Annotated in this window: 16 protein-coding genes; 4 read left to right on the top strand and 12 right to left on the bottom strand. The window is 68.1% G+C overall.

The genetic code is table 11. The features are described 5' to 3' along the window. Positions 1 to 402 precede the first annotated feature (402 nt). Complete coding sequence (locus ACNYC2_RS17465; protein WP_419703006.1) at positions 403 to 1,092, bottom strand: hypothetical protein; 690 nt, start codon at positions 1,090 to 1,092, stop codon at positions 403 to 405. Positions 1,093 to 1,376: 284 nt separating this feature from the next. On the opposite strand from ACNYC2_RS17465, the gene ACNYC2_RS17460 reads away from it, so the two are divergent. Beyond that, positions 1,377 to 1,724 (top strand): hypothetical protein, encoded by a 348-nt coding sequence (locus tag ACNYC2_RS17460; RefSeq protein ID WP_419703005.1) that lies wholly within the window; start codon positions 1,377 to 1,379, stop codon positions 1,722 to 1,724. 438 nt (positions 1,725 to 2,162) lie between these two features. Here the strand turns inward: ACNYC2_RS17460 and ACNYC2_RS17455 are convergent, their stop codons facing one another. Further along, positions 2,163 to 5,879 (bottom strand): DNA-binding protein, encoded by a 3,717-nt coding sequence (locus ACNYC2_RS17455; RefSeq protein WP_419703004.1) that lies wholly within the window; start codon positions 5,877 to 5,879, stop codon positions 2,163 to 2,165. 186 nt (positions 5,880 to 6,065) lie between these two features. Between ACNYC2_RS17455 and ACNYC2_RS17450 the strand changes: the two genes are divergently transcribed. Next, entirely contained in the window at positions 6,066 to 7,055 is a 990-nt protein-coding gene (locus tag ACNYC2_RS17450) for a tyrosine-type recombinase/integrase (RefSeq protein ID WP_419703003.1), read from the top strand. Positions 7,056 to 7,458: 403 nt separating this feature from the next. On the opposite strand, the gene ACNYC2_RS17445 is transcribed toward ACNYC2_RS17450, so the two are convergent. The 10 genes from ACNYC2_RS17445 to ACNYC2_RS17400 all read right to left on the bottom strand — a co-directional run bounded on the left by ACNYC2_RS17445 (position 7,459) and on the right by ACNYC2_RS17400 (position 17,235). Further along, positions 7,459 to 8,358: a helix-turn-helix transcriptional regulator gene (locus ACNYC2_RS17445; RefSeq protein WP_419707851.1), complete on the bottom strand. Its 900-nt coding sequence runs from the start codon at positions 8,356 to 8,358 to the stop codon at positions 7,459 to 7,461. Between the two features lie 337 nt (positions 8,359 to 8,695). After that, a complete protein-coding gene (locus ACNYC2_RS17440) occupies positions 8,696 to 9,091 on the bottom strand; it encodes a cupin domain-containing protein (protein WP_419703002.1) in 396 nt (131 codons plus the stop codon). 101 nt (positions 9,092 to 9,192) lie between these two features. Further along, the gene (locus ACNYC2_RS17435; RefSeq protein ID WP_419703001.1) at positions 9,193 to 10,014 is read right to left on the bottom strand and encodes an oxidoreductase; all 822 of its coding nucleotides are present in this window, start codon (positions 10,012 to 10,014) and stop codon (positions 9,193 to 9,195) included. A 35-nt stretch (positions 10,015 to 10,049) separates the two neighbouring features. Beyond that, positions 10,050 to 10,880 (bottom strand): oxidoreductase, encoded by an 831-nt coding sequence (locus ACNYC2_RS17430; RefSeq protein ID WP_419703000.1) that lies wholly within the window; start codon positions 10,878 to 10,880, stop codon positions 10,050 to 10,052. Between the two features lie 164 nt (positions 10,881 to 11,044). Beyond that, the gene (locus ACNYC2_RS17425; RefSeq protein ID WP_419702999.1) at positions 11,045 to 12,616 is read right to left on the bottom strand and encodes a GMC family oxidoreductase; all 1,572 of its coding nucleotides are present in this window, start codon (positions 12,614 to 12,616) and stop codon (positions 11,045 to 11,047) included. Beyond that, on the bottom strand, positions 12,613 to 13,329 hold the full coding sequence (locus ACNYC2_RS17420; RefSeq protein WP_419702998.1) for an ABC transporter ATP-binding protein: 717 nt from the start codon (positions 13,327 to 13,329) through the stop codon (positions 12,613 to 12,615). The genes ACNYC2_RS17425 and ACNYC2_RS17420 overlap by 4 nt, the downstream gene beginning before the upstream one ends. Next, positions 13,326 to 14,039, bottom strand: a complete 714-nt coding sequence (locus tag ACNYC2_RS17415; protein WP_419702997.1) for an ABC transporter ATP-binding protein — start codon at positions 14,037 to 14,039, stop codon at positions 13,326 to 13,328. The genes ACNYC2_RS17420 and ACNYC2_RS17415 overlap by 4 nt, the downstream gene beginning before the upstream one ends. Next, the gene (locus ACNYC2_RS17410; RefSeq protein WP_419702996.1) at positions 14,036 to 15,046 is read right to left on the bottom strand and encodes a branched-chain amino acid ABC transporter permease; all 1,011 of its coding nucleotides are present in this window, start codon (positions 15,044 to 15,046) and stop codon (positions 14,036 to 14,038) included. Before ACNYC2_RS17410 ends, ACNYC2_RS17415 begins: the two co-directional genes overlap by 4 nt. Further along, positions 15,043 to 15,915 carry a branched-chain amino acid ABC transporter permease gene (locus ACNYC2_RS17405; protein WP_419702995.1) on the bottom strand — a complete coding sequence of 291 codons (873 nt, stop codon included), beginning with the start codon at positions 15,913 to 15,915 and terminating at the stop codon, positions 15,043 to 15,045. Before ACNYC2_RS17405 ends, ACNYC2_RS17410 begins: the two co-directional genes overlap by 4 nt. A gap of 12 nt (positions 15,916 to 15,927) precedes the next feature. Continuing rightward, on the bottom strand, positions 15,928 to 17,235 hold the full coding sequence (locus ACNYC2_RS17400; RefSeq protein ID WP_419702994.1) for an ABC transporter substrate-binding protein: 1,308 nt from the start codon (positions 17,233 to 17,235) through the stop codon (positions 15,928 to 15,930). Between the two features lie 224 nt (positions 17,236 to 17,459). On the opposite strand from ACNYC2_RS17400, the gene ACNYC2_RS17395 reads away from it, so the two are divergent. Then, positions 17,460 to 18,419 (top strand): helix-turn-helix domain-containing protein, encoded by a 960-nt coding sequence (locus ACNYC2_RS17395; RefSeq protein ID WP_419702993.1) that lies wholly within the window; start codon positions 17,460 to 17,462, stop codon positions 18,417 to 18,419. Positions 18,420 to 18,546: 127 nt separating this feature from the next. Next, positions 18,547 to 19,653, top strand: a complete 1,107-nt coding sequence (locus ACNYC2_RS17390; RefSeq protein ID WP_419702992.1) for a zinc-dependent alcohol dehydrogenase — start codon at positions 18,547 to 18,549, stop codon at positions 19,651 to 19,653. Positions 19,654 to 19,658: the final 5 nt, after the last annotated feature.

The following is a 19,658-nucleotide window of genomic DNA, read 5'->3' as shown; positions in this document are numbered from 1 at the left end:
GGCTGGCAATGGCAGGTGACATCCGACGGCGGCCACAAGTCGAGGGGCCTGCCGACAGCCTTCAGGGAGGCAACCACAGTGTCGTCGACCCCCGGCATCTGGGTGATTGCTGATCAGGCGGTGGATTGGTTCCTCGCCCCGTGTTCGCAGGTGAGGGTGCTAGGACCGACGGTCTGAGCCGCAGCTGCGTCAGGCGCGGCCGAGGTGGAAAGCCTCCGGCCCGACGAGGCGTGTCGGTGAAGTAGCAGGCAGGGCGACCGCACTACCGGACGCGCTGTGAAACGAATCCGTCGGCGTTGCGACGTCAGGGAACGGGCGATGGCGCTGTGATCGGGGACGAGAGCGCTTGGTGGAGGTAGATCAGGACTCGCGGCCGCATAGGGCGTCTCCGGGCGAAGGAACTCACAGGTTCGGGCCTTCGATGTTCGGAGCACTGGTTCGCTCGTCGAACGCAGGCGCAGCGTCCGACGCCGGGGCGGCTGCCAGCTGTCTTGCCGGTAGATGCTGATGTGTGGGACTTGCAGGCCCAGCAGCATCGGCTCCCGCGGTGGCGAATGTGCAAGGCACAGCTGTTCCGTGGTGCATGCCGGTCCAGGAGATGTCACCGACGACGCGGTCCTTGCGTGCCAGGGTGCGCCGGCTGGTGGCTTCAAGAGCGTCGATCGAGGAGCTGTCGAGTGCTTCGTGGTGTTGGGTGCGGTCGGTGATCGGTGGCATGTCGGGAAACGCGGTTTCCCACATCCGGAAGTAGAGGCCGGCAGCGGTCGAGTTCAAGGGAGCGACCAGGCTGGCTTCCGCGCACGCGCAACATATCTCGGCGGCTGTGCCGGGGCGGGTGTCCTTCCCGGTCGCTAGCCGGTCGAGGAGCTCTCGGTAGTGCGAGCGGCTCACGAATTCCGTGGCCATCAACCGATGCGTGGGCCTGAGGAGTGTGGACCCGTGGTACAGGAGATCGCCTTGGGCCGGGTGCCGGGTGATGGCGGCGTCGATCTCGCTCTCGGCCCACTCGATCTGTTCGAGCGTGGTGCCGATGAGGTCGATGGACTCCTGCAGGATCGCGGACAGAGGATCGTTCTGATGCGCTTTGACCATGACGGTCGACCTCTCTGGGCAGCGCGAGGACGATGGCTGTGGTGGTCCCGTCCTCGGCGCAGGCGGGCATTGTCATCCCAGAGGTGTCCGACCTGCGCCACCGAACTGATCCATGCTCGGCAGAGCAAAGGGCGGTCGTGCTGATCTATGTGCCACCGCGGCACCGGGACCGCTGCACGGATAGGTGACAACTGACGCGGGCGGGGGAGATAGCGCAGACCGCCTACCGTTCATCGTCCGCAGATAGGAAAGCGAGCGGGCGAGGGTGGTGGAATCGTTGCGCTATGACGCTCACGCCCCGGCCACCGGTCTCCGAGAGTGCCGGCGTCGACTACGTCGGCGGGCTCGCCCAGGCGTGGGCATCGATTGAGGCCGTACAACCGTGGTTCGACGATGGGCCTGACGGTCCTCGCACCCTGGATGAGATCGTGGACGGCTTCCTGCAGAGCGAGGATCCGTACCCGGCGGGCACCGCGTTGTTCGCGGCGCGCTGGCGGCCGGGGCGGTGGGGCCCGGGCATGATCATTGCGCGCGTCGACGTCGATGAGTGGGCGGTGGAGTATCTCGCCGAGCACGGCCCCGTGTTCCGTGACCATACCGAGCTGTGCCCCGCCCTCGGGCCGGCCATGTGACCTCATCGGGCGACCACGGGCATTGCGCGAGCCGAGCGCTGTGGTTCCACTGCGCCGAGGGCGGCGGGCAGGCATATCATGATTTCGATCTATCCGGGCCCAGGAAGGAACGGTCCGGACTTCAGCGAGAGTGGCACGTAGATGGCACGGCGCCCGATGGGCTTCCGCTGGATCCGCGGATTCGTAGGCATCGAAGGGCCGTAGGGCGATAACTGGGACTTCTGTTCAGTCTGATTGAGCTCCATGCCGTGGAGTACCGGCTGCTGTGCTACCGGAGGTACGCCGTTGACCCGGCAAGAGACTTCCGCCAGTCGGGCCCGCAAGGCGCCGCAGCCACCGGTCACTTGGCCCGCCTGCCCAAACTGCTGCCTGACGGTTCCTGCGACCGGTGTGCGACTTTTGCGGCTTGGAGTTCGACGGCACCTGACGCCTGGTTGGCTATTCGTCCGTCGGCTTCTTCATGTTGATCGTTATCTCGTCACCCTTGACCGAAGATGAACTCGCGATCTCGAGCGCCTCCAGTCGTTTCGCGAGCGCTAGGTCAGCCGGGGTGTTGGGAAGTTTGGGGTGCTTGCCATTGCGTTGCGCGACCGAGGGGTATTCATCGCCCATGTTTGTAAGGATCCGAGCGAGCTGCTCGGGGTCAAGCGACGGTAGGTGAGGCTCGAGCAAGCGCACGACGAACTGCGCAGGAACGCCGGCATCCGCCTGTAGGACGACCTCCTCATACGGGAGCGGGAGGCCGTTGGCGAGCGCGTAATCCGCTACCGCCTTGAGCGTGTCGCGGTCTGCGTCGACCGTGAACTCGCCAATCCTTTCGGTCACAGCCCGCTTGACCGGTTTAGGGATGCTGGCGCTCCGCAGCAGGTTGGCCAAGTCGTGAACGGGTACCTCGGTCGGAGTCATGAAGACGGCGAACTTGGTCGACTGCGAGATCGCATATTCGCGCGTCGCCCAGTCCTGACTAAGCGCCAGGTCAAACGACTCAGCGTCGTCCGCGATGACCTCGTTCTTGACTAGCAAGCCAACCAGATTGCCCTTCTCGGGTGTGACACTGGTGGCCGGGAGGTAGTCGTCGAGGTCAAGGCTCGCGACCAGGCCGGCGCGGAGCTCGGGCGACGGTAGTTCGGACACCGCGGCGAGCACGCGCGAGGCGAGTGCTTGCTTGGCGGTCTCGTCTGAATCCGAAACAGCTTGGATCACCCGAGACTTCGTCAGCAGAGCTGCCAGATTCTCGTCCAGGCTTCCGACCTCATCGATATAGGCGGTCAAATTGGCGAATGTTGCCAGGAAGCGCCCGTTCAGTGCCAGAACCGGCCAGGCCGCGGTGGTCACATCTAGGTCGCTGACCATGCAGGTGTCGGCGGCACCGTCGACGACTGCGGGCAGGAAGTCCTCCGCCCGGTCGACGACGTCCTCAATTACTTCGACGAACATCTCGTTCGCCTGGACGGTGGGCTCGTCGTCGTTGAGTGCCTCCAGGTAGGCGGCGTGGTTAGCGAGCACGTAGGAGTAGACGGTCTCGTTCCGCTGCTTGATCGCGTCCAGGGCGAGCGATGTCTTGTCGCCCAGGGCCATTACCAGGTTGCCGTGCGTGATGACATAGCGGTCCGTGGCTACGACTGCCCTCAGCACCTCGCCCCGAAGCGGCTCAAGCGTGGCTAGACGGGCATCCATGGACGTCAGGAGCCCGGTGATGCGTTCGGCCGTCTGCTTGTCGGTCTGCTCGTCGACAACCGGGGCGAGCGAGCTGTAGTGCTCTTCAAAGTACGCCTTGACGTCGGTGTCGACCACGTACTCCACGTCAGGGTTCGTATGGGTCAGCGCGGCGCCCAGCAGCTGGGACCTGACGGCCTCGTCGACCTCAGCGTCACTGACGAGGAACTGGAAGATCTCAGGCCAACGCGGGGTTGCCCGATGGATCAGCGTGTCCTGGTGGCTGCCGCCAGTGAGATATGCCTGGACGAAGTCGCGCCCCGGCTCGCCTGGGCGGATAAGCGCACCGATCAGCAGGTCGGAGCGGTTGTCGTCGGTGCCGAGTAGGCGGTCGAGGACCGCGATGTTGTAGCTCCCGTGCTCGTGGAGAACCGCCTCTCCACGCTCGCGCAGCACAGCGTCGACGTCGTCGGGATCGAGAGCGAAGTGGAAATCGGCGACGTTGGGGTCGACGTTGTGCATCAGGAAGTTCCGGGCACGCGTGCTTACCCGGAGGCTGTAGTACGTCGAGCTGTAGAGCGTGAAGTCCCGGTTGATGTATCCAGAAGCGACGAGCTGTTGGGCCAGATTCTTGCCCAGATATCGGTCTGCCAGGATCGCAAGTGAGACCCCCTCACCGTCCTGCGTGACCTTGAGGTCTGGTCGGGCGATGAGGTCGGCGATGTCGGCCTGCAGAATGAACTCGCGTTCGGCCTGAATGTCGGTGAGCCGCTGTGGCAGCTCAGCCCGGTCCGCTGCCATCCACTCCTCGAGGGTCAGCGGATCCCCGAGCGCCTGAGCAGCGTCCGCCCTGGTGATTTCGACCTCGACGGTGAACATGTTGCCCCATCCCGAAGGCTGGAAGCCTGGAACCTTGACGGTGATCGGACCTTCCTCTGCGACGAAGCGTGCCCAGAATTCGGTGGTGCGTAGGTCTTCCGGAGTAAGCGACTGACCAGCGAACGAGATCGAACTGCCATGGCGGGTCTGCGTCTTGATCTGTCTCGCACTTCGCTCGATGTACTGCTCGAGGGCGGCACCGAGTTCGTCGCTCCGAGACCCAACGCTGTCGAGTTTCGCGAGGCGACTCCGAAGTTTGCGAGCCTCGATGTCCAGGTTTGCGATGTTCTCGGTAACGAGGTCACGGCTCGCCTTGTATAAGCGGTCGAGGTTGCTCGTGCCCAGCCGGATCGCTTCAAAGTCGGACAGATGGGTGCCCTTGTACAGCATCATCGCGAAGAGCGAGTCCTCAGTGAGTTCGAGGCTCTCTTCGGTCGTCGGCAGCACCTTCTGGCGGAAGATGACGAACTCGTTCCGCACGTTCTTGATGAACCGCATGTCTGCCTGGTAGCGGGCGGCGAGGTCGATGAGGTCACTTGATACCTCGTGCTCAATATCCCTCAGCACTCGAACCATGAGGTCGCGGGCACTCTGGTGCGTGATGAACGGGACGACTGGGATGACGAGGTCGAAGAACTTGGTCCGGTTTGCCCGAGCAAGCTTGGCGTCGTCATCGTCCGGCTGCTTGACGGCAGCCGAAGCGGGCACCGTCTCAGGAAGGTCCGCACCCGCTTCGCGCGCTGCCCGAATGCCGAGTTCGTCGAAAATGCTGTCCTTGATCGCGTAGATGAAGCGGATGCTCCGGCTGTCGAGCTGCTTGGCGCCGTTGAGCAGGGTGTTGAGCGCCCGGAGCGTCTCGAAGATGTGGGGATCGTCGAAGCGGTCGATGTCCTCGAAGATCACGACGTCGTACTTGGTGACGTCGAAGAAGTAGACGATCTCGTCGAGGTAGCGGTCGAAGTAGGACGTCGAGTCTTCCGTCAGCGAGATGGTCGCCGGGCCTGCCGTGACCTTCTCGACCCGCAGCCGATGGTGCGTCAGGTAGCGGATGGCCAGCGTGAACCCGCTGGCGACGAGCCAGACTGCGCCGAACGTGATGAGCGGTAGATGGACTTGGACGGCTGGCGACAGATAGGGCTTCGCTAGCTCGGCCAGCTTGTCGCTCCATCCGGTCAGAAGGAACACCAGAGCTACGACGGGCCCTACCAGCAAAGCCGTGACCAGTTCGCGCCGGAACTTGAGCCGGCCGATGCGGCGGAAGCGCGACCCAGGAGCCATCGCCGGGTCCTCGCTGTAGAGGAACTGCTTGACGATCTCCTTTTGGATCTGGTTCGTCTTCGACTTTGGCCCCGAGTCGTCACTGTCAGAGTCGTCGATGCCGAGCGTCGACAGCGAGACCTGGATGACCTTCTTCTGGTGAGTCTTCGCGACCTGCTGCAGCACGCTGCTCTTGCCGGTGCCGTAGCTGCCAGTGAGAGCGATGTTCAGGATGCCGTCCTTGTCCTTGTCGGTGAGGGCGGCCTCCACCGCGTCCAGGTAGACCTTGTGGTTGTCAGACTCGTATTCGGGCGTGAGCGGAAGAAGCTTGGGCTGCTTCGCCGCTTGGTTGTCTTCGTTCATCTAGGGTTGGGTCTCCTGTGCCTGAGGTGCGCCAAGTGCTCTGAGGGCTGCACCCACAGGCTACTGACGCCCACCCACACGCTTTCGGATGGCCTCCTTGCCGAACGCTCCACACTGACGCGTTCACGATCGCAACTTTCCGTAAGTAGCGTGCGGGTGCCGTGGCCGCCCCGTAGTAGTTCGGGCATGACGACTCTTCTCGAACCCGACCCGATCCACGGCGGCCGCGACTTCTCCGGCCTGACGGCCGTGGATGCCGCCCGTGTGGCGGCAGCGATCTCCGCCGAGCGCGCACCATCGACCCTGGCCTCGTACGCCTCGGCGTGGCGCCTCTTCGCCCGATGGTGTGCGGACCGTGGGCTCGCGGCGTTGCCTGCCGACCCGGCGACGGTGTGTGCCTACCTGGCCGAGCGGGCAGACCGTGGTCTCGCCAACGCCACGATCACGGCGTGCTGTGCTGCGATCAGGTACGAGCACCAGCGGGCCGGCGCCCCGGACCCGATCGCAGACCCGACTGTCGCGAGGGTGCGACGAGGCCTGCGGCGCATCCTCGGCGTCGCGCCCCGTCGGCAGGCGCGTGCCTTGATCACCGAGGACATCCGGTCCATGGTCGATCAGATCGACGAGCGCACCGCGGCGGGGGCACGGGACCGCGCTCTGCTCTTGCTTGGCTTCGCTTCAGCCCTGCGTCGGTCCGAACTGGCGGAACTGGCGCTCGACGACGTCTTGTTCGTACGAGACGGCGTACTGCTGAACATCCGGCGGTCCAAGGGTGACCCCGATGCGGAGGGGCAGGTGGTCGCGGTCGCTGTCGGTGCGCACGCCGGGACCGATCCGGTGGCAGCACTGCGCTACTGGATCGCCGTGCGCGGAACCAGGCCGGGGAACGTGTTCACCAGGGTTCGCTCGAACGGCCGCGCGACTGTCGAACCTATCAGCGGCCACACCGTCAGGTGCATCATCCGCACTCGGGCCGCGGCTGCGGGGATCGAGAGCGAACGGGTCTCGGGGCACTCATTACGTGCCGGGCACGCCACGGCTGCCGCCCTCGCCGGTGTCCCCCTGGACAGGATCGCCGCTCAGACCCGCCACAAGGAGATCTCCACGCTCGTCCGGCACTACATCCGCCCGTTGGACGCGATGGCAAACACGTCGAGTCGGTCATTGGGCCTGTGAATCCTCAGATTGCTACTCATGCGGCCCGGGTCGTCGTGCAGCCATCCGACCAGGGTGGTCTCACTGCGTAGGCGGTCGGGCTCCGCCGGCGGGCAGCGTGCTCGACCGTCTCGAGGGGCGCCGCGGTGACTGCACTTGCGGCCTGGACGTCGGACGGACGCGGCTATCTGATCACCCTCTCGACACTGTCAAAGGAACCTCGGCGGAGAGCGACACAAGCAGCTGTTCTCTTCCGAGCGGAGCGTGCGGCGCTGGATCGACGCCCAGGCGGGAACCCGGTCCGGCGGCAGGGCGCCACCTGTATCGAGGCCGCCGAGTTCTACGGCCCGTACGTGCACGAGGAACTGGCCGGCGAGACGATCGCCCCTGCGCGACCGCTGGTGCCACACCCCGTCGCCGTCATTCAGCCCTGGATCTCTTCCGTCGCGGCGCCGGGCTGCTCGGTGAGCTCCGCCTCGTCCTGCGTAGCAGCCCATGAGGCGAGCAGTGCCAGCCCATCCGCGGCGGGAGAACCCGCGGCCGCCGTGTAGACGTTCAGGACTAGCCCGGCCGCGGACGGCAGTTCCATCGACTCGAAGTCCAGATCGAGCCGGCCGACCACCGGGTGCTGGAGACGCTTGTGTCCACTGCGGTGCAGGCGCACGTCGTGCGAGGCCCACCGCTGACGGAACAGCTCGCTCCTCGTCGAGAGCTCGCCGACCAGCGCGATCAGATCCTGGTCGTGCGGCGCACGCCCGGCCTCCAGACGCAGGTAGGACGCCGCGTCCCTGGCGACGGTCTCCCAGTCCACGAAGAACTCCTGGGCGGCCGGGTCCAGGTAGACGAAGCGGGTGGTGTTCGCCGGGCGGCGCGGGTCGGCCAGGACCGGCGCGTACAGGGCCCGGCCCAGGCGGTTCATCGCGACGATGTCGTGGCGGCCGTTCCGGACCCAGGCGGGCGCGTCGCTGATCGCGTCGAGCACCTGCTGCACAGCCGGCCGCACGGTGTTCGGCGCACGCCGCTGCCGGCGGCTACCGCCAGGCGTCGCCGTGCGCGCCAGCGTGAAGAGGTGCTCGCGTTCCGCCTCGTCCAGGCGCAGCGCGTTGACCAGCGCGTCCAGCACGCCGTCCGAAGCCCCGGCAAGGTTTCCGCGCTCCATCCGCACGTAGTAGTCGACCGAGACACCGGCCAACATCGCGACCTCTTCGCGGCGCAGGCCCTTGACCCGTCGGTTGCTGCCATAGGCGGGCAGGCCCGCTTCTTCCGGTGTGATGCGCGCCCGCCGCGAGCTGAGGAACTCGCGGACCTCGGCGCGGTGGTCGATGTGTCCCATGCCTCCACGGTAAGTCGCCCCAACCCCGTGAGGGAGGCACTGGCGTTACCCGGAACGTCCGGGTCTCCCCGCCCGGAGCGAGGCCAAGGCCGCTGGTGTCGGTCGGGTTCAGCTCGGTCGGCGTCGAGGAGGACGTGCGGTTCGACAGCCGAACTCGAGACGTCGGACGAGATGGACGCGACCTGCCACGCGAGGTACGACCGGATCGGGCTGGGACCGGTCGGCGCCGTCACCGGGCCAGGAGCGCACGAGACCACGCTTCGGAAGGTGCCACGCGACCAAACGAACAGGTGCCGGGCGTCCTGCCGCCGGGACCTCCTCGACGCCGTCAGCGCTGGTACTCCTGGTCGGTGACGTGCTCGAGCCAGGTGGTCGTGGTCGCGGGCTCGTCGGCCATGTCGAGCATGGCGAGGTGCTCCATGAACGAGTCCGGAGCCGCGCCGTGCCAATGCTCTTCCCCGGGCGGGCAGTACAGGGTCTGGCCTGCTGTGACCTCGACCTTGTTGTCCCGGGTCCCGACCCACGCGACCCCTTGCGTGATGTGCAGGGTCTGGCCCAGGGCGTGGGAGTGCCAGGCTGTGCGGGCACCTGGAGCGAACCTGACCTTGGCCACGACCATGCGCTGACCCTGTACGCGTGGATTGGCCACCGGGTCCAGCCAGACATCGCCGGTGAATTGCTCCGGCGGGTTCTTGGTGGTGGGCGTGCGCTGATCGATCTCCATGGTTCTCCTTCGTCCTACGTGCTCGTGACCGGACGGTGCGCCTGGTCATCAGGTCAGGTAGTCATCACGCACCGATTTGCGTAGAAACCCGGCGGTCGCGCTCAGGAATCGGCGTCGGTACTGCGGGTCAGCGGCTCGAACCGCTCGACATCGAGCGCCTGTTCGGCCGCTGCGGCACGGAAGCCACTGAGCGCGTCCGTGCCCAGTAGGAGCAGCCGCGGCGGCTTGGCGGATTGGGCTGCGGTGAGGATCGCCGCGGCGGCTTTGGCCGGCTCACCGCGCTGCGGTCCGAGCGCTTGGCCGTCGGTACGGCCGAGGACTTGGTCGTAGGCGTCGATCGTGGTGGACGACCGGTCGGCTGAACGGCCACGGAAGTCGGTGCGGAACGATCCAGGCTCGACGACCATCACTCGCAGCCCGAACTGCTCGACCTCCTTGTCCAGCGACCCGGACAGCCCTTCCAGGGCGGCCTTGACCGCCGAGTAGTACCCGCCGCCCGGGAGGGTTATGCGGGCGCCCACGGACGAGACGTTGATGATGAGTCCCGTACCTCGACGGCGCATGCCCGGCAAGGCCGCCTTGATCAGGGCGACGGGACCGAAGAAATTGGTGGCGAACAACCGCGCCACCGCGTCGTCCTCGCCTTCCTCGACCGCTGCCGTGTACCCGTAGCCCGCATTGTTGACCAGGACATCGATGCTGCCGAACCGGTCCTCAGCCTCCGCTACGGCGCTCGAGATCGACTCCTGGTCGGTGACGTCCAGGCGGACAGCGAGACAGGTCCGTGGGTACGCGGTGGTCAGATCGCTCACGGCCGCGGTGTCGCGCGCGGTGGCCACAACCTGATGCCCAGCGGCGAGCACATGCTCGGCCAGCGCCCGCCCCAGGCCGCCGGAGGATCCTGTGATCATCCATGTCGTCATGATTGTCTGCTTTCCAAGTTCTGATCGGTCCTGCTTCAGTCGGAGAAGTCCGTCGTCGCGCTGAGGTGTTCCCAGGCGTCGATTTCGTCCAGACGGCCGCGCAGCTCCTCGCGCACGACCACGAGGGCGTCCGAACCGAGCAGGAGGCGGAACGGCGGGTGTTCGGCCTCGACCGCGGTGATGATCGCGCGGGCCGCGCGGGCGGGGTCGCCCTGCTGGGTGCCGTGCGTCCGGTCGTTCTCCTTGCGGCGGCGGCCCGCGGTGTCGGCGTAGTCGTCGATCACGGTGCGGGACTGCAGCAGGGAACGTCCCGAGAAGTCGGTGCGGAACGCGCCGGGCACGACCACCAGGACGCGGATGCCCAGCGGGCCGACCTCTCGGTTCAGCCCGTCGGACATCGCCTCCAGGGCGGCCTTGGTGGCCGAGTAATAGCCCGACGCCGGGTTGGACCGTGGCGCCCCGATGGACGAGACGTTGACGATCGTGCCCGAGCGGCGGGCACGCATCTGCGGCAGCACGGACTTGATCAGGTTGACGGGCCCGAAGAAGTTCGTGGCGAACAGCTCGGCCGTCTCGTCGTTCGCGGCTTCCTCCACCGCTGCCCGGAATCCGTGTCCGGCGTTGTTGACCAGGACGTCGACCCCGCCGAATTTCTCCGTGGCCTGCGCCATGGTGGCCTCGACCAGAGCGTGGTCACCGACGTCGAGCGCGACCGCGAGTGCCGTGTCGGGGTATGCGGCAGCGAGGTCAGCGACGGACTTCGCATCGCGAGCCGTCACGACCGCGTTGTCGCCCTTCTCGAGCACAGCTCGCGCGAGTGCGTGCCCCAGGCCGCTCGACGCTCCGGTGATGAGCCAGGTAGTCATGGCTGTGCTCCTCCTGCAGATCTCGTGTTCCCGTCAGCGACGCTACGGTCAGCGACCTGTCGCCGCCAACGCCACGCTAGGCCGCGGGCCGAGCTTCTGGGAGGCACGGGTAGTACCCCCGAACACGTTCACCACAGAGATCACCGGTGAAAGACCACCGGCTACTAGGCGTCGAGCAGGAACATCGCCGCCTTCTCGCCGATCAGCGCCGATGGCGCGTTCGTGTTGCCCGTGGTGATCGTGGGCATGACGGATGCGTCCGCCACCATGAGCCCCGCGATCCCGCGCACGCGCAAGGTGGGGTCGACGACGGCGCGCTCGTCCGAGCCCATCCGACACGTACCGACCTGGTGGTGATAGGTGATCACGCGCTGGCGGACGTAGTCCACGAGTGCCTCGTCGCTCAGGTCGCCCGACGGGTAGTGCGGTCGTGCCTTCCAGTCCGACGCGAGAGCCTCCTGCGCCCCGACCTCGAGGCATTGCTTGACGGAGGCGAGGAGAGAGGTCACGTCGCGCTCGTCCTCCAGGACGTGCGGGTCGATGAGGATGCCGTCGGCCGGGTCGGCGCCCGCCAGGCGCAGAGTGCCGCGCGACCGTGTGGTGACGATGCCAGCCATGAGCGAGAAGCCCCATGGGATCGGGTCCATGTCCGGCTCCAGCATCGGTACGGCGAAGTTGATCGGCTGGGTGTCCGGCACAGCGAGCGAGGGGTCGGAACGCCAGAACCAGTGCGTCTGCGTCACGCTGCGGTGCGGGGACGGCGGATCCACCGCACGCTGGGTGGAGAAGATGACCGGAACCAGGTAGTGGTCGTGCAGGTTCTCGCCGACCGGCAGGTCGGCGACGACGTCGATACCGAGGGCGGCGAGGTGCTCTGCTGGGCCGACCCCGCTGCGCAGCAGCGTCTCGGCGCTGCCCTCGGCGCCCGCGGAGAGCACGACCTGGTCGGCAGTAAGCAGTCGGCCGTCTGCCAGCTCGACTCCCGTCGCGCGGCCGTTCTCGATCCGTACCCGGTGCACGACGACGCCGGTGAGTACGGTGAGGCGGCCTTCCTCGACGGCGGGCTGTGCGTAGGCGTCCCACGTCGAGACACGGTCGCCGGCGGCGACGGTGATCTGCTGGACCGAGACGCCGTCGAGCTCGTCCACGTTGTAGTCGAGGTTGTGGGGGAGACCTGCCTGCACGGCCGCGTCGATGATCGCCTGCTGCACCGGGTGGAGCGGCTCGTTGGGAGCGACGGGCAGCAACCCGTCCGTGCCCCGGCGCCCGTCCGGGGTACCGTGCCACTGCTCGATGCGCCGGTACACGGGCTCGACATCCGACCAGGACCAGCCGGGGCAGCCGTCAGCCGCCCAGCCGTCATAGTCCTCGGGCGCGCACCGTACCCAGATCGCGGCGTTCAGGGAGTGGGAGCCGCCGAGCACGCGCCCGCGTGGCAGGTGGATCCGTCGCCCGGCGGCGTGCGGCTGGGGCACCGTGTGATAGCCCCAGTCTCGCTCGGTGTGCCACAGCTGGTTGAGGCGGCCGACGTCCTGGATCATGTCGTCGCGGTTGGACCCGCCCGCCTCGAGGATCGCGACCCTGCGACCCGCGTCCGCCAGACGGCGGGCGACCACGCTCCCCGCGGTCCCTGCTCCCACGACGACGACGTCGTAATCAGCCATGGCTGTCTCCTTCTCCTTCCAGACGGCGACCGGCGTGCCGTCCTGGTTGTTGCTCGGTAGCTGCGGGGTCATCGTTCGGTGAGTCGGTACGCCGCCGTGAGCCTGTCGGGGTGGTCCCGCAGGTCGTCGGCTCGCGCGCGCAGGGTGACGGTGCCCTGGGCGAGCACCGTGACGCTTGTCGCGAGCTCGAGCGCGACACGGGTGAACTGCTCGATGAGCAGCACCCCGACGCCTTGCGCGGTGACTGCTCGCAGCGCGGGTGCCAGGCGCGCGACCACCGCGGGCGCGAGCCCGAGCGACATCTCGTCGATCACCAGGACCTTCGGCCGAGCGGCCAGCGCGATGGCCAGCGCGAGCATCTGCTGCTGGCCTCCGGACAGCGAGTCCGCGGGCCGGTCGGTGAAGCCGTGGATCTCGGGGAACAGGTCGAGCATCGAGTTCACCGCGGCCGCGCGTTCGGTGCGCGGCAGAAGGAGCGAGGCGATGGTGAGGTTGTCGGCGACCGAGATATCACCGAAGACCCGGTGCCCCTCCTGCATGGTCGCTACACCCGCGCGACGCACCTGGTTCGGTGCGAGACCACGGATGGTCGTGCCGCCGGTCGTGATCGAGCCGCTGGCGTCGCGCAGGATCCCGGCGACCGCCAGCACGATGGACGACTTGCCCGCACCGTTGGCACCGAGCAGTGCCGTGACCTCACCGGCATGCACGGTCAGATCGATGCCGTGCACCACCTCCACCCCGCCACGGTGGACGCGCAGGTCGCTGATCTCCAGAGCGGTCACTTCGGCACCTCCTCATCGATGCCGAGGTATGCCTTGCGTACCTCGGGGGAGCCCAGCACCTGGAGCGTCGGGCCGGCTGCGATCCGGCGGCCGAAGTCGAGCACGACCAGGGTGCCGCAGGCCGCCCGCACCAGGTCCATGTCGTGGTCCACGAGCAGCACCAGCGCCCCCACCTCCTGCGGGATACGCGTGATCAACGCGAGCAGACGCTCGGACTCCGCCGGGTCGAGCCCCGCTGCGGGCTCGTCGAGCAGCACGAGGCGAGGCGTCCCCACGACGCAGGAGGCGATGTCGACCAGCCGGCGCTCGAACATCGTCAGCTCCGCGCCCAGCCTGTGCGACCGCGCGAGCTGCACGTAGTCGAGCGCGTGGTCGACGTCGCTGACGGGGGATCCGCTGTGCTCGGCGGCGAGCAGCACGTTCTCGCGCGCCGTGAGGGAGCGGACGACCTGTTCCTGCTGGAACGAGCGCCGCAGGCCCCAGCGGGCGCGGCGGTGCGCCGGGACGGTGAGCAGGTCGTCGCCGTCGAGGTCGACCGATCCGGCCACCGGAAGAGCGAAACCGGACAGCACGTTGAATGCCGTCGTCTTGCCGGCGCCATTGGGTCCGATGACGCCGCAGACGCCCGACTCGAACGTCATCGAGACGTCGTCCAGCGGGGTGACGCCGCCATAGCGGACGGTGACCCCGGACAGGGTGAGCCGGCTCATGCGGGCACCTCCCGCTGCGGACGCAGCCGCCGCCACAGCCCGCCCAGCTGACCGGCGATGCCCGCCGGGGCCGTAGTGACCGCCTGCACCAGGCCGAGGCCGAGGACTACGAGGACGAGGTTCCCGTCGAGGCCGACCGTGTTGAGCAGCTGCGGCAGACCGTAGAACAACAGCCCGCCGATGACCGCGCCCAGGAGCGAGAACGTCCCCCCGATGAGCACCGTGGCGAAGAGCAGGACCGACTGCTGTGCCTTGAACGACGCGGGGTCGAGGATTCCGGAGCTGGCTGCCAGCAGCGCACCGGCGATACCTGTCGCACCGCTCGTCACCGCAAGGGCGAGCAGGCGGTGGGCGACGGTGTTGATGCCCAGGGAGACCGCGCCGGCCTCGCCCTGACGGATCGCGGCCCAGGTGCGGCCGGGCCGGACCACGAGCAGCCAGCGCAGCAGCGCCAGGACGACGACCACCACCACACCGACGTAGCGGAAGAACTCGTCGTCGGACTGTCCAAGAGCTGGCCGCGGCATGATCACCGCGAGCGTGCCGCCCGACACACGGCCGAGGAATCCGTCGCCTCCGTTGGGAAACCCGGCGTAGGTGACGAGCACCTCGAGGGCGCCGGCGACCATGAGCGTGACGATCGCGAGGCTGAGGCCCGACAGGCGCAGGGCCGGCAGGCCCACGAGTACGCCGACGACGGCGGTGACCAGTGCCGCGACGATCATGACCGCCTCGAACGGCAGGTGGGTGGCGTGATAGATCCGCAGCGCGACCCAGCCGCCGACGGCGACCAGGCCGATCTGCATGATCGACACCAGCCCCAGCCGGCCGTACAGCACGGCGACACCGGCGGCGGCGAGCATGTAGATCGTGCACACCGTGAGGGTGCGGAGCGCCAGCCCCGCGCCGATGCCTGGAAGGAACGGCAGGCCGAGCGCGACCACGAGACCGACGGCGAGGCCGACGAGTGCGCCGCGAACGTCTGCCCGGGCGAGGAAGGCGTTCATGCGCGCACCACTCCGACCGTGACGACCCGTCGCCGGCTCGCGAAGAGGATGACGGCCGTCGCGACCACGAACGGCACCGCTGTGCTGAAGGCGCTGACCGTCGGCCAGGCTGAGACGAGCGACTGGGCGACACCGACCGCGAGACCGCCGAGCAGGGTGAGCCAGAACGAGACGAATCGACCGATGACCACGGCGGCGAGCTCCGGGATGATCAGGAACGTGAGGAAGGCGGGCTCCAGCCGCGTCTGGTCGGCCAGCAGGATGCCGGAGACACCGGCGATCGCGCCCGAGACCGCCCAGGCGGTGTTCTCGACGAGCCGCACGTTCGTGCCGACGACGGCGGCGAGCTCGCGGTCACTGGCGAGCGCCCGCATCGACGTCCCCATCGACGTGTAGCGCAGCGCGAGCAGCGTACCGACGACGACAAGCAGCGCGAGCCCGAGACAGACGAGCTGGGTGACGTTGACCCGGGCCCCGAAGACGTCGAAGGAGATACGGCTCGTCTCGAGCCTGATCGTGCGGGCCTTGTCGTTCCAGACGAACAGCATCGCGCCCAGCAGGGCGAGGGCGAGCCCGAGCGTCGCGACCGCCTTGCGGAGCTGGTCCACCCGGGCCAGGTAGGGCCCGGCGACCAGACCGAAGAGGAGGGCGACCGCAGCGCCGGCGGCGATGCCCAGGGCGATCGCGACCGAGGGCTGCATCCGCAGCTCGACCGTCTGCCACACCAGCAGTGCGGCCATGCCGCCGACCGCGCCGTGGGCGAAGTTCAGGACGCCTGTCGTGCGATACAGCACGAGCACCCCGACCCCGGACAGGGCATAGACCGAGCCGATCACGAGCCCGGCGACGACGAAGGGAAGCAGGTTCACGTGGCGTCCGTCCTACTCGGTGAGCAGTCCCTCGGACTGCTCCCGTTCGAGGATGTCGGCCATGTCCGGGTCCGCGACGTCCTGGCAGCCCTCGAGCTCGACGAAGGCGCCGTCCTCGATCACCGCCATGCGCGTGGCGTGGTTGGCATGGTGCTCGTCCGCCTCGCCGTAGTACCAGGGCGCGCAGAGCAGGTCGGACTCGTAGCCGGTCACACCCAGGAGGGCCTGCGACACCGTCTCGCGGTCCAGGGTCTCGGCGTCGAGCGGCAGCAGTGCGTCCACGAAGATCTTGGCGGCGAGGAATCCCGCCTGGCTGAACGTGTCGCGCGGAGCGTCGGCGTCCCCGTACTCGTCCATGACCGCGCGCCACTGGTTGGCGTCCTCGCCGTCGGCGGTCACGAGCGCGAGCTCCGAGTTGGCCACGAACCCCTCCCAGTAGTCGCCGATCTGCTCGCCGAACTGGGCGTCGTAACAGGAAGCGGTGCAGGCCCACTGGATGTCACCCTTCGCGTCCTGCTGCTCAGCCGCGGCGAGGATGGAGGCAGTGATGGGGGCGGGGTCGACGATGACCAGGCTCGCCGGTGCGGCCTGCGTCACCTGACTGACCAGCGGCAAAAAGTTGCTCTCCGCCGGGTCGGACAGGACGTTGCCGGCCAATTCGATGCCGGCCTCCGCTGCGTACTTCTCGATGCCGTCGGCCACCCAGTCGCCGTTGCCGCGGGTGTTCAGACCGATAGCGAAGAACGGATCAGCCTGGCCCTGCCGCTCGAAGTACTGCATCGTGGCCAGCGCCGAGGTGCGCGGGCCGGCGTTGACCGGCGCGATGTTCGAGGACTCGAAGCAGGCCTGCGGCACACCGACGCCGGTGATCGAATACAGGCCGGCCCTCTCGTACTCGACGTTGGCGACATCGCAGCCGACGAAAGTTGCGTCGCCGACCATCGCGACGATCGACGTGTCGGACGCGTAGCCGGCTGCGAGCTGCGCGGTACGTGTCGGGTCCAGGGCGTCGTCGCCGACCTCGTACTCGATCGGCCGGCCGTTGATGCCGCCGTTGGCGTTGACACAGTCGAAGTAGGCCTGCGCGGAGCCGGGAGACGACGAGAAGTCGACACCACCGGACGCGGTCGCGACCGCGGCCACCTTGATGGGCTCACCACCAGCCTCCTCGCCGGTGCCGAGGCCGCAGCTGAGGTCATCCGCGTCAGCCGAGGGCGCGCCCTGGACAGGTCCGTCATCACTTTCCGGGACGCAGGCGGAGAGCGCGACGACCAGTGCTCCCACGCCGAGGGCGGCTGTCGCCCTGAAGATGCGATTCATTGCAGCACTCCTTCGTACTGGGACAGGAATGGATGCACGCCCTGCCAGGTGCAAGCCAAGCGGACGCGGCACGGGCACGGATTGAACCCGGGCGAAGAGCGGTTGTCGTTCCGTGCAGGGCGCGGGTGAACCGCCAGGTGCGGGTACCGGTCCGCGGCGTTCGGGACTACGATCGCCAAAACCTGGGCCACATCGTCGTGGATGGGCCCGACCGGAGGTGAGAGATGTCCTCGACCTATGCGCCCTCGCTCGCCACGGCCTCCCCGCTCCAGCGAATCGGGTCGCTCTCAGACTTCCGAGACATCGTCGACCAGTCGTTCGTACCCCTGCGGGTGTCCAGCCAGCGCGCGCACGACTTCCACGCCTCGCTCCGCGCGGCAACCCTGCGGGACTTCAACCTCGTGGAGATCGCGTCGGTCCCGCACGTCGTGGAACGGACGCGCAATCTCATCGGAGCGAGCACGAACGAACCCGCGTACAAGGTCAGCCTCATGCTCGAGGGCACCGGCTACATCTGCCAGGACGGCCGCGACGTCGTACTCAGCCCTGGCGACGTCGCCGTGTACGACACGACGCGGCCGTACACGCTCGTATTCGACGACCGCATGCGCACCATCGTGGCGATGTTCCCCAAGCGGCTCGTCGACCTGTCCGATGAGCGCGTCGCCCGCCTGACCGCGACGTCCCTCGGCCGCGACGACTCGCTGGGCGAGATGGTCAGCTCGGTCCTGGAACAGCTCGCCGGCCGGCTACACCTCGTCAACGCTTCGACCGGATGGCGACTCGCCCGCAACGCCGTCGATCTCGTGACGATCCTGCTGCGTGACCAGCTCGGCGAGGACCGGACCGTGCCTGCGGAGCAGCTGCTCGATGCGATCTACGCCTACATCGAGGAGAGCCTGGCGGACCCGGCGCTCTCACCGACCGTGATCGCCGAGGCGCACTACATCTCCGTCCGCCACCTGCATGCGCTGTTCCACCACGCGGGTACCTCCGTCTCCTCCTACGTCCGCACGCGACGCCTCGAGCGGTGCCGCACCGAACTCGCCGACCCGGCGCTCGCGGGAGTCACCGTGACGGCGATCGCGTCGCGCTGGTCGTTCGCGGACGCCCCGCACTTCTCCCGAACGTTCAAGGCGGCCTACGGCGAGACGCCGTCGGAGTTCCGCGCTCGGGTCGCCTGAACGCACCCGCGCCCCGACGACAGGCGCGGCACTGCGCGAGCGCGCAACGGTTGCGCGCAGAGGGACAAGCCTTAGCCCCCGACGTTCGGCAAGGATCGGTCATGCCGACGACGGTCGAGGAGGCGTGATGACGCGCGAGCACGAGGGCGGGGCTCTCCGGGTGGTCTTTCCCCGGAAGAGCGTCGTAGCGCTGGAGCGCTCCGCCGTACCCGAGCCCGGGCCGGGCGAGATCGTCGTCCGGATCGTTCGCGTCGGCGTGTGCGCGACGGACCTGCACCTTCTTGACGGGCACATCGGCAACCCGTTCCCGCTCGTGCCCGGGCACGAGTTCGTGGGCGTCGTCGCCGCCATCGGGCCCGAGGACGACCGAGGGCTCGACGTCGGTGCCCCGGTCGCCGTCGAGATGCTCGTGCCGTGTCACCGCTGCGACCGCTGCCGGGAGGGCCGCCACAACCTGTGCGAGCTCGACGACCCCGTGCGCCACCCTGGCCCGGGCCGGCAGATGGGCGTCAACATCCCTCGGACGACCCGCCCGTTCTCCGGCGGGTACGCCACCCACCTCGTCGTACCTCGCGAGGGTGTCGTCCACCGCGTACCGGCAGACCTCGACCTGGAAACTGCCGTGCTCGTCGAGCCGCTCGCCGTCGCGGTCCGCGCCGTCGAGCGAGGCCGGGTAGGCCTGGGCGACAAGGTGGTCGTCATCGGCCCCGGTCCCATCGGGCTCCTGGCGGCGGCTGCCGCCTCGGCCGCAGGTGCGAGCGAGGTCGTCGTCGTCGGCGGCCGCGCCGAACGCCGTGCGCTGGCCCGGGCGTTCGGCGCCACCGAGACGGTCGCCGAACGTGGCGAGCGGCTCGTCGCAGCGATCCGGGAGCGTCTTCCTGGTGGCCCCGACGTCGTGATCGAGACGGCCGGCTCGGTCGACGCGCAGCTCGACGCGATCAGGATCGTCCGCCGTGGTGGCCGGGTGGTCCTCGCCGGAGCGTGCGGCTCGGGGCATGTCCTGTCGATCCCGTCCGACGGGTACCTGCTCACCCGGGAGATCGACGTCTTGCCTTCGTTCCTCGCAGCGGGCGGCTACGAACGCTCCCTCGGCTTGCTCGCGCAGGGGCGCTTCCCGTTCGCGTCGCTCGTCACGCACGTCTATCCGCTAGCCGACGTCGAGCTGGCGTTCGCGGCGGTGCGGGAGCGCACGGAGGGGCTGATCAAGGCCGTCCTGGTCCCGCCGACGCCGTGACCGGC

Origin of the sequence: Promicromonospora sp. NFX87 (genome assembly GCF_048564965.1) — a bacterium.
Lineage (GTDB): Bacteria > Actinomycetota > Actinomycetes > Actinomycetales > Cellulomonadaceae > Promicromonospora.
This window is presented reverse-complemented; position numbering and strand designations above follow the sequence as displayed.